Annotated in this window: 10 protein-coding genes; 9 read left to right on the forward strand and 1 reads right to left on the reverse strand. The window is 55.2% G+C overall.

Annotated elements, in window-relative coordinates:
• The first annotated feature begins 442 nt into the window (after positions 1-442).
• The 7 genes from fabG (at position 443) to wrbA (ending at position 7707) form a co-directional block, all read left to right on the forward strand.
• Positions 443-1216, forward strand: coding sequence for a 3-oxoacyl-ACP reductase FabG (gene fabG / locus ACN0UH_RS18210; protein ID WP_417663385.1), 774 nt, complete (start codon positions 443-445; stop codon positions 1214-1216).
• 67 nt (positions 1217-1283) lie between these two features.
• Complete coding sequence (locus ACN0UH_RS18215; protein ID WP_417663386.1) at positions 1284-2273, forward strand: zinc-dependent alcohol dehydrogenase family protein; 990 nt, start codon at positions 1284-1286, stop codon at positions 2271-2273.
• A gap of 30 nt (positions 2274-2303) precedes the next feature.
• Positions 2304-2633 (forward strand): antibiotic biosynthesis monooxygenase family protein, encoded by a 330-nt coding sequence (locus ACN0UH_RS18220; protein WP_417663387.1) that lies wholly within the window; start codon positions 2304-2306, stop codon positions 2631-2633.
• A gap of 208 nt (positions 2634-2841) precedes the next feature.
• A complete protein-coding gene (locus ACN0UH_RS18225; protein WP_417663388.1) occupies positions 2842-4485 on the forward strand; it encodes an acetolactate synthase large subunit in 1644 nt (547 codons plus the stop codon).
• A 74-nt stretch (positions 4486-4559) separates the two neighbouring features.
• Positions 4560-6002, forward strand: coding sequence for an NADP-dependent succinate-semialdehyde dehydrogenase (gene gabD, locus ACN0UH_RS18230; protein WP_417663389.1), 1443 nt, complete (start codon positions 4560-4562; stop codon positions 6000-6002).
• 299 nt (positions 6003-6301) lie between these two features.
• Positions 6302-6913: a helix-turn-helix domain-containing protein gene (locus ACN0UH_RS18235; protein WP_417663390.1), complete on the forward strand. Its 612-nt coding sequence runs from the start codon at positions 6302-6304 to the stop codon at positions 6911-6913.
• Between the two features lie 194 nt (positions 6914-7107).
• Positions 7108-7707 (forward strand): NAD(P)H:quinone oxidoreductase, encoded by a 600-nt coding sequence (wrbA, locus tag ACN0UH_RS18240; protein WP_417663391.1) that lies wholly within the window; start codon positions 7108-7110, stop codon positions 7705-7707.
• A gap of 239 nt (positions 7708-7946) precedes the next feature.
• Here the strand turns inward: wrbA and ACN0UH_RS18245 are convergent, their stop codons facing one another.
• A complete protein-coding gene (locus ACN0UH_RS18245; protein ID WP_417663392.1) occupies positions 7947-8870 on the reverse strand; it encodes a LysR family transcriptional regulator in 924 nt (307 codons plus the stop codon).
• Positions 8871-9019: 149 nt separating this feature from the next.
• Between ACN0UH_RS18245 and ACN0UH_RS18250 the strand changes: the two genes are divergently transcribed.
• Together ACN0UH_RS18250 and ACN0UH_RS18255 are read left to right on the forward strand one after the other, a co-directional pair.
• The gene (locus ACN0UH_RS18250) at positions 9020-9982 is read left to right on the forward strand and encodes a LysR family transcriptional regulator (RefSeq protein WP_417663393.1); all 963 of its coding nucleotides are present in this window, start codon (positions 9020-9022) and stop codon (positions 9980-9982) included.
• A gap of 231 nt (positions 9983-10213) precedes the next feature.
• On the forward strand, positions 10214-10420 hold a 207-nt coding region (locus tag ACN0UH_RS18255), incomplete at its 3' end, for a transposase (RefSeq protein WP_417663394.1).

The following is a 10420-nucleotide window of genomic DNA, read 5'->3' on the forward strand; positions in this document are numbered from 1 at the left end:
CATTCTGCCTGATGAACGACCAGTGGCCTCTTTGCAAGTGCCGCGCATGTTTCCAGCGCCCCCGATATGCGTCACGTCCAAATACACCTCGGATGGCCCCACGTCGAGCGCTTCATTCCAGTATGAAATGCACCAAGTCTGGGCATGAATCGGCTCACAAGCATCGACAGCCCCCCATCTGTCGGAAGGAGGCCTGCCAGACAGCCTTGCGCAGTGGTGCGCCATACCCGTTTCCCGTTGATTGGGAGGGCAAATCAAGTCAGCCAAGTAGCGTGGGTCAATGCTTGACTCATCAAGACAAGTCGTTGACTGGCGAGGAAGAAGCAGAACTTTTTTTCCTCTGACTTGACCGCTAAATACAAAAATGTACTCAACGGTCAAGTCGTCCGTGATGACTTAACTAAACTATCAATCCCCCCCTCATCTGATAGGAGCTGCACACATGTTCTCGTCCTTAGGTGGCAAGAGTGTCTTGGTCACCGGTGCAAGCAGCGGCATAGGTCTTGGAATTGCCAGACAGTTTGCTATTCAGGGTGCAAGAGTCCTGATTACCGCCCGCAACGCAGACAAGATCGAAGCGGTCGCTGCCGGTATGCGTGCTGAGGGGTTGCAAGTACAGGGGCTAGCAACAGATGTGGCTGACGCAGCTTGTGTGGCGGCTATGATGCGCGCCCTGGAGGAGATGTATGGCGGCCTCGATGTGCTTTGCTGCAATGCTGGCATTTTTCCAAGTTCTGCATTGGAAAACCTATTAGAAGCAGATTGGGATCAGGTGATGGGAACCAATGCCAAAGGCACATTCCTATGTGTGCAAGCCGCTCTGCCCCTCCTTCGACGTGCAGAGTACGGTCGGGTGATCCTCACCTCATCAATTACCGGTCCCATTACCGGGTCTCCTGGTTGGGTTCATTACGGCGCGAGTAAAGCAGCGCAGTTGGGATTCATGCGTACTGCAGCGATCGAGTTGGCCAAAGACGGCATCACCGTCAATGCGGTACTACCTGGCAACATCGTCACTGAAGGCTTCCTCGACGTGGATACTGAGTACCAAACGGGCGTTGCGGCATCCATTCCGCTCAAGCGCCTGGGCACTCCGGAAGACGTTGCGAGCGCAGCCCTGTTCTTTGCCAGCCGCGAAGCCGGCTACATCACGGGGCAAAGCCTGATTATCGACGGTGGCCAGGTCCTGCCCGAGTCACTTCAAGCCCTTGCATAAACAACCAGCCTGAACACTACAGGACATCTGGGTACCCAATATTCCTTTGCGATGTGAGGTGTTTTAAATGAAAGCAATGATACTTAAATCATTTGGTGGCCCAGATTCGTTTGAGCTGAGCGACGTGCCCAAGCCAGTGCCACACGCGGGACAAGTCCTGGTCCGGGTTCACGCAACCTCCATCAATCCGTTGGATTTCCAGGTCCGACGTGGCGATTATTCCGATTATGTGCCACTGCCGGCCATTACCGGGCATGACGTGTCTGGCGTTGTCGAAGCGGTTGGGCCGGGCGTGACGAGCTTCGTGCCAGGCGACGAAGTCTGGTACACCCCGCAAATTTTTGATGGCCCTGGAAGTTATGCCGAGTACCACGTTGCTGCCGAAAGCATCATCGGCAAGAAGCCTTCGACGCTGAGCCATCTCGAGGCGGCCAGCCTGACCCTGGTTGGAGGGACAGCATGGGAAGCATTGGTCGTGCGTGCGGCGCTCAGAGTCGGCGAAAGTATTCTGATACACGGCGGCGCAGGAGGCGTCGGTCATGTGACGATCCAGCTAGCAAAAGCCTTGGGCGCCAAGGTGTTCACCACCGTGCGCGAAGAAAACTTTGAGTTCGCCAGAAGCATGGGTGCCGATGTGCTCATCGACTACGAGAAAGAGGATTACGTCGATGCCATCCTGCGGGAAACAGGTGGCAACGGAGTCGATGTGGTGCTCGACACCATCGGCGGCAACACTTTGACGCGTAGCCCCGACGCGCTCGCCCAACTTGGCCGCGTGGTCTCAATTGTGGACATTGCCGAGCCACAAAATCTAGTGCAGGCCTGGGGTAAGAACGCCAGTTATCACTTCGTTTTCACCAGGCAGAACCGCGGCAAGCTTGATGAGTTAAGCGCATTGGTCGAGCGCGGTCAGCTGCGACCACATCTTGGCGCGATCTACTCGCTTGCTGGTATTGGGCTTGCCCATGCCCGACTGGAGAGCCGCAACAACGGTCTCAAGGGAAAAATCGCAATTGCAGTCGATCCAAACGCTCATCTCGTCAGCTCGAATGTTTAAACCCTTTAACTCGATTCGAGGAAATGCCCCATGATTTATGAAATCGCTCTGCTGCCCGTTCACAAAGAACACATTGAAAGCTTCAGACATGCCTTTGCAGAGGTCACGCCTTTGCTCAGCCGCGCCAAGGGTTACGGCGGTCACATGCTCGCCCAAGGGATAGAGACGCCCGAGCTATTGAATCTGATCGTGCGCTGGCAATCACTTGAACACCACAAGGGCTTCGAAGCGAGTGAAGACCATCAGGTGTTCATGGCAAGTTTAGAGGAATACTTCTCGGAAGAACCGACGGTCTACCACATTGAGGGCGCCGCTTTTACTACAGGAGAAGATGCTGTTCAAAACAGCATCTTTGGCTAGGTAGTACCCGTGTCGTAGGCGGTTTGTGGGCGTTAATTGGCCGTTGTCGGAAAAACAGGCAGGTGAGTACTGACTAATTCGCTCGGCCGGAGTTGGACCACCGCGGTTAGGCTGATGCGACCGTATCGCCATCGGTGTGAAATATCGCTTATCGCCGATGAAACGTTTTGAATTGCGCGCAGGCGCTCACAGATATTGAGGTGAAGAAATGACCAAGGCCGCTGATGTCGTTGTGCAATGCCTGGAGAACGAAGGTGTTAAGTACGTGTTCGGTATTCCCGGTGAAGAAAACCTGGACCTGCTGGAGTCATTGCGCCGCTCCAGTATCAAGCTGATATTGACTCGCCATGAGCAGTCCGCAGGTTTCATGGCGGCCACCTATGGCCGGCTGACCGGCAAGGCCGGCGTTAGCCTCGCTACCTTGGGACCGGGAGCGACTAATCTGGTAACCGCGGGTGCGTATGCGTACCTGGGTGGTATGCCGATGCTTATGATCACGGGCCAGAAACCGATCAAGAAGTCCAAACAGGGCCGATTCCAGATTCTGGATGTGGTCGGCATGATGCAGCCTCTGACCAAGTACACTCACCAATTGGCGTCCGCCGACAACATTCCATCGCGGGTGCGTGAAGCCTTTCGTCTGGCTGAAGAAGAGAAGCCAGGCGCTGTGCATCTGGAGTTACCTGAAGACATCGCTGCCGAACAGACCGAGAGCACACCTGTCCCGCCAAGTCTTCACCGTCGCCCTTTGGCAGAGCACAAAGCGATCGAAGCCGCCGTACAGAAACTGCAGGCCGCACGCAGTCCTATCCTGGTGATTGGTGCCGGTGCCAATCGCAAGATGACTGCCAAGGTTCTCAAGCAACTGATCGACAATACCGGTATCCCGTTTGTTACAACGCAAATGGGCAAGGGTGTAGTAGATGAGCGCCATTCGCGCTTTCTCGGTAATGCCGCGCTGTCCGCTGGCGACTTCGTTCATCGCGCCGTCGAGGCCGCCGATCTGATCGTCAACATCGGCCACGATGTTATCGAAAAGCCGCCGTTTTTTATGGCCCTAGGTGGTACCGAAGTAATCCACATCAACTTCCGCTCGGCCGAAGTTGACCCAGTGTACTTTCCGCAAATCGAAGTGGTCGGTGACATCGCCAACGCCGTGTGGCAGATCGGCGAAGCGCTGCAAATACAGGAACATTGGGACTTCAGCCGGTTGATGGCGATCCGGGAAGCCAACGAAGCACAGATTATCGAGGGCGCTTGCGACAACCGCTTCCCGATCTACCCGCAGCGCTTCGTCGCTGACGTCCGCCGTGCCTTGCCATCCGAAGGCGTCGTCGCGCTGGACAATGGCATCTACAAAATCTGGTTCGCGCGCAACTACAAGGCCCACAAACCCAACACTGTTTTATTGGACAACGCTCTAGCGAGCATGGGCGCAGGTCTGCCATCGGCGATGGCTGCGCATCTGGTCTGCCCGGATCGACCGGTAGTCGCAGTGTGTGGTGATGGTGGTTTCATGATGAATAGCCAGGAATTGGAGACAGCGGTACGCCTGAAGATGAACCTGACGGTAATCATCCTGCGCGACGACGGCTACGGCATGATTCGCTGGAAGCAGGCAAACATGGGCTTCACCGATTTTGGCCTGGACTACGGCAACCCTGACTTTGTCATGTATGCACAAAGCTACGGCGCCAAGGGGCATCGGGTGGAAAGCGCCGACGGCTTCCTGCCACTGTTGCAGCGTTGCACCAGCGAGCCGGGCGTGCACGTGATCGACTGTCCGGTGGACTACTCGGAAAATGACTTCATTCTCAACAGTGAGCTCAAAAGAAGAAGTGCTCTGGTCTGATCTCTCAAGATTCGTTTTTCTTATGGCGGCATTGCAGTGTCGCCAGTCTTTCTGTCCTGAAATCGGAGGTCATCATGCAACTCAAAGACACTCAGCTGTTCCGCCAGCAAGCCTTTATTAATGGCACGTGGGTTGATGCGGACAATGGTCAAACAATCAAAGTCAACAACCCGGCAACGGGTGAAATTCTGGGCAACGTGCCGAAAATGGGCGCTGCCGAAACCCGCCGCGCCATCGAGGCAGCTGAAAAAGCGCTGCCCGCATGGCGTGCACTGACCGCCAAAGAACGTGCGAACAAGCTGCGTCGCTGGTTCGAACTGATCATCGAGAACCAGGACGACCTCGCTCGCTTGATGACCCTAGAACAAGGCAAGCCATTGGCCGAGGCCAAGGGCGAAATCGTCCATGCCGCTTCCTTCATCGAATGGTTCGCCGAAGAAGCCAAGCGCATCTACGGTGACGTGATTCCAGGCCATCAGCCAGACAAGCGCTTGATCGTGATCAAGCAGCCGATCGGTGTTACCGCTGCAATCACCCCGTGGAACTTCCCGGCCGCGATGATCACCCGTAAAGCCGGCCCAGCGCTGGCCGCCGGTTGCACCATGGTGCTCAAGCCGGCTTCGCAAACTCCATTCTCGGCTTTTGCTCTGGCTGAACTGGCCCAGCGTGCAGGCGTTCCTGCTGGCGTGTTCAACGTGGTCTCCGGCAGCGCCGGTAATATTGGTAGCGAGCTGACCAGCAACCCGATCGTGCGTAAATTGTCTTTCACAGGCTCGACCGAAGTCGGTTGCCAGTTAATGGCTGAATGCGCCAAAGACATCAAGAAAGTGTCTCTGGAGCTGGGCGGTAATGCACCGTTCATCGTGTTCGACGACGCGGACCTGGATAAGGCCGTTGAAGGCGCGATCATTTCGAAGTACCGCAACAACGGTCAGACCTGCGTCTGCGCCAACCGCCTGTACATTCAGGACTCGGTCTACGACGCGTTTGCCGAGAAGCTGAAAGTAGCGGTGGCAAAACTCAAGATCGGCAATGGTCTGGAAGACGGCATCACCACTGGCCCGCTGATCGACGAAAAAGCCGTGGGCAAGGTTAAAGAACATATCGCGGACGCCGTTTCAAAAGGTGCCACCGTGCTTTCCGGCGGCAAGTCTTTGGAAGGCAACTTCTTTGAGCCGACCATCCTGACCAACGTGCCAAACAACGCTGCCGTGGCGAGGGAAGAGACTTTCGGCCCACTGGCGCCGCTGTTTCGCTTCAAAGACGAAGCTGAAGTAATCGCGATGTCGAACGACACCGAGTTCGGTCTGGCCTCGTACTTCTATGCGCGTGACCTGAGCCGTGTGTTCCGTGTTGCGGAAGCCTTGGAATACGGCATGGTCGGTGTCAACACCGGTCTTGTTTCCAATGAAGTCGCACCGTTCGGAGGCATCAAGGCCTCGGGCTTGGGCCGTGAAGGCTCCAAATACGGTATCGAAGACTATCTTGAGATTAAATACGTGTGCCTGAGCGTATGAAGCTCCCAATCTAGTAAAGAACTTTTCACCTGCCAGTTCTTTACCTCATCGGCTTAGGGAAACTCTGAAGAAGACGTCCTAGTTTGGCAAAACACCCCGGACTCTAGGGATTTGTGCCCGATATGCTGATCGCTGTTTATATCAACAAAGCTGAATAACCTAGAGTGCACTATGCGCAAGCCCGAATTTATCGCTACTCCCGGTGACGGTGAGAACGCGCGATCCAGCCATTTTGTGCTGCTCATGGTGCCGGGTACCACGAGTGATCTTGATTTGATCCCTGTCAAGGAGCGTGAGCCATGAGCGGTAATATCAGCACAAGTCACTCACTGGACAACACCGCGACCAGTCGCACTGAGCGCGTTAAACAGGCGAGGCAACTGTTGACGTTGCTGATCGAAACGGAGCAGACCATTCACCGTGATCCCGACATCGCCTCGACTTATCTTAATCAGGCGATCGCCTTGCTGGCGGTCGACAATCAACGCGAACATTCGCCGCATAAACACAGAGGGGGGCTGCCCCGCTGGCAGATATCGCGTGTAGACACATTCATAAATGAGCATATCGACAAGTGTATACGGACGACTGAACTTGCGTCGTTACTGGGTTTGAGCGTCAGTCATTTTTCGCATGTATTCAAACAGACGACCGGCATAACACCGTTGATGTATGTGGCCGCCGCACGTGTGGAGGCGGCGCGGCGATTTATGCTCTGTTCGACGCACTCCTTGAGCGACGTTGCGCTGGGTCATGGATTCTGCGACCAGTCGCACTTTTGCCGTGTATTCAGACGCGAAACAGGCTTGTCGCCGCAAACCTGGCGAAGGCTGAATACACCTAATACCCGGTTGCGGGCATCCTCACTTAGTTCTTCAACCCAGCAAACTGCACAAGTCAGCACTCCATAATTATTAGCCTCAGTGCAGCGACATAAAACGATATTTTGAAAGCCTATCCATGCGGTTCGCTTCGGTCGGCGCAGGTTGATGTCGATCAGTTCAACACAGCCTCAGAGTTCAAGCTTTGAGGGCAAACAAAGTAGATCTACACCCGAATCGCGGGTGTTCCAAGCAGCGTAAATTCACACAATGAGGAACTAACAATGGCTAAAGTTTTAGTGCTCTATCACTCGATGTATGGCCACATTGAGACCATGGCGAACAAGGTCGCCGAAGGTGCGCGCAGCGTTCCAGGAACTGAGGTTGTGGTAAAGCGGGTTCCTGAAACAATGAGCCCTGAGGCCTTCGCTGCAGCAGGCGGCAAGACCCATCAGAGTGCGCCAGAGGCAGAGCCGTCGGAGCTGGCCAATTTCGATGCAATCATATTTGGCACTCCGACGCGCTTCGGCAATATGTCCGGACAAATGCGCAACTTCCTCGACCGTACAGGCGGCCTCTGGGCCAAGGGCGCTCTGGCTGGAAAGGTCGCCAGCGTGTTTACCTCAACCGGAACGGGTGGTGGCCAGGAAATGACCATTGCCTCCACCTGGACCACACTTGCTCATCACGGAATGATCATCGTGCCAATCGGCTATACCAGCCCAGCAATGTTCGACATCTCGAAAGGGGGAGGAGGTACGCCTTATGGTGCCTCTACCATTGCCGGTGGCGATGGTTCTCGGCAGCCAGATGACCGTGAGCTGGAAATCGCACGCCATCAGGGCGAGCACGTTGCTCGTATCGCATCCAAGCTACACGCCTGAAATTAAGTTCATTTCTGTTTGGAGCTTCCTTTGGGAAGCTCCTAAACAGCACTCTTAATAAGGAAGGTAAGCGCTAGTCGCATTTATTTCGAAAACCTACATCACATTAGGATTGCCCGATACAAGATGTAGGTGGGAACTCTAAACACAATGTGTTGTGCGCGTGTGGCACCTCGGCCGCTCTGGGTAGACCTTCTGAGTAGGACATAGCAGTGGCTGTATGCGCTGTTCGATAGTAATCAGCGCGATATAACGCTGCGTGCCGCTAGCACCTTGGCTATCGCATCCGTAAAAGGCGGATTGCTTTCAAATGATTCGATCATTAACTCTGAGAAGATGCGTACTTTTTGCGCAGGGTGCGCGCTAGGCGGCCGTACGATGTAAACGCCACCTACCGGTAGTGGATAGCGAGTCATGACCGGAACGAGCGCGCCGGACGCCAAATACTCATAGGTCACGCAATCGGGGAGCCACGCAATACCGAGTCCTGCTGCTGCGGCACCCGCAAGCGCCGCGCCATTGTCGCTCTTGAAGCGACCTTGCGGCTGCACGGTGATGACATTCTCTCCATCCATGAACCGCCAGCTTTCTGCGCCCAGTAAGGCTTGGTGAGCGGCGAGTTCGTCCGGCGTCTCGGGTGATCCATGCTCCCTGATGTAGTCAGGACTGGCGACGAGCTTGCCGTACATCTGGCCCACTCGTTTTGCCAAGAGGTTCGAGTCGCGAAGGGCTCCGACCCGGATCGCACAATCGAAGCCTTCCGCGACCAAGTCGACGAAACGATCACTGTAGGCCGCATCAATCTGAAGACGCGGGTGGCGGCGTGCCATTTCAGCAAGCACAGGAGCGAAGTGTATCGGGCCAGAGGAGAGCGGGACGGCGACCCGCAATCGTCCACGAAGATCACCGGTGGGCAGAATCGTTTCCCTGGCTGCCTCAATCTCGGCGCAGGCTCGGGCCGCATGTTCCCGAAATGTAATACCAGCTTCTGTGAGCGCAGCACCGCGGGTGGTACGTGCGAGAAGCTGAATGCCAAGGTCTGCTTCAAGTCGGAAAAGTCGCCGACTGACGATTGACTTGGAGACCCCCAGGTGGCGCGCGGCGGGTGAAATTCCGCCAGCATCAGCGACCTCAACAAATGTCTGCAGGTCTTCAAGGTTCAATCCGGCGTTCTCCATTTCGCGACACAGCTAGCTGCAGAGCGACACTACCCCATTGTTAATCAAGACGGCAATACTACGTCCTAGCAGCGTTGCCTCACACTCTGACCAGGCAACATTCAAAAAACGTAAAACTCAGCGTAGGTCCTAATATGATGAACAGAAATGAGTTGCGTCGGGCTGATATCAGTCTGCTGGTAGTTTTCGAAACCATGATGCACGAGCGAAATGTCAGCCGTGTCGGCGAGAAACTCTTCCTAGGACAGCCGGCAATCAGCGCTGCCTTGGGGCGCCTACGTCACCTGTTCGACGACCCCTTGTTCATTCGCACCGGGCGAGTAATGGAGCCTACATCACGCGCCCAAGAGATATTCTCCAACCTGACGCCTGCACTCGACAGTATTGCTGCTGCGCTAGGCAAGAGTCAGACGTTCGAGCCCACAACTAGTGAAGCCTCGTTTCATGTCGGTCTTTCTGATGACATCGAATACGCCTTGCTACCCTCTTTGCTGCGCCGCATACGCGTTGATGCACCGAACATAAGGCTTGTAGTACGCCGCGTCGATCAATGGCAACTGCCCCAGTTGCTTACATCCGGGGAGATTTCCCTTGGCATCAGCCATACATTGCAACTGCCAGCCAACGCGCGGAGTAAACATTTGCGGTCGATTCACCCGATGTTGCTGCGGGCTGACTCTCAGGCTGGCGCACTGAACTTGGAAGAATTCTGCCGCCGGCCCCATGCCGTTGTGTCGTCCATGGGCAATATTATCGAGAATGTCGATCGGACCCTCCATTCGCTTGGACAGCAACGTAAAGTCGTTCTTGCAGTGCCGCAGTTCAGCGCCTTACCCATGTTGCTCGAAGACAGCAACATGATCGCAATAGTGCCGGAGTATGTGGCTCAGGCAATGTCTGGCTTGTGCGGTTTGAGAGCGGAAGCCGTACCAATTACGCTGCCTCAACAAGAGCTATCGATGGTCTGGAGAGGGGCTGCTCACAGTGATCCGGGTGAGCGTTGGTTGCGTTCACGATTCAGTTCCTTTTTGTCAGAACAGCCCGAAGAGACTGCTCGCCATAATCTGTTGACCCTCCCCATTGCGGCCGCTGCTTGACTGGACCGGCGTGTACGCCAGAGGTAAGAGCGGTCGTTAAGGGGGCATCTAATTTGATGGTGTGTGCTTGATGCTAGCCTGTAGATTGAGCAGTACTGGTCTGTTCCGGGGCGGTTGGACAGGTGTTAAGTTTCGCAGCTCAAGCTCCATCGCAGTGAGATAGCCCATGTAGTGGTCTAATGAAACCGGACACCCATTTAGGCGAGAATACTCGTCAGAACGAGGTGTCATATGACCAAGCAACGCCGTACCTTTTCCCCTGAATTCAAACGCGAGGCTGCTGATCTCGTGCTCAAGCAAAACTACAGCTTCATCGAGGCCAGTCGCTCACTGGGTATTGGTGAGACAGCTCTGCGTCGTTGGGTCGATCAGCTCCAGCAAGAGCGAACAGGCGTGACGCCTAAAAGTAAGGCGCTGACTCCAGAGCAGCAAAAAATC

Source organism: Pseudomonas sp. (assembly GCF_048265905.1).
In the GTDB taxonomy this organism is placed as follows: domain Bacteria; phylum Pseudomonadota; class Gammaproteobacteria; order Pseudomonadales; family Pseudomonadaceae; genus Aquipseudomonas.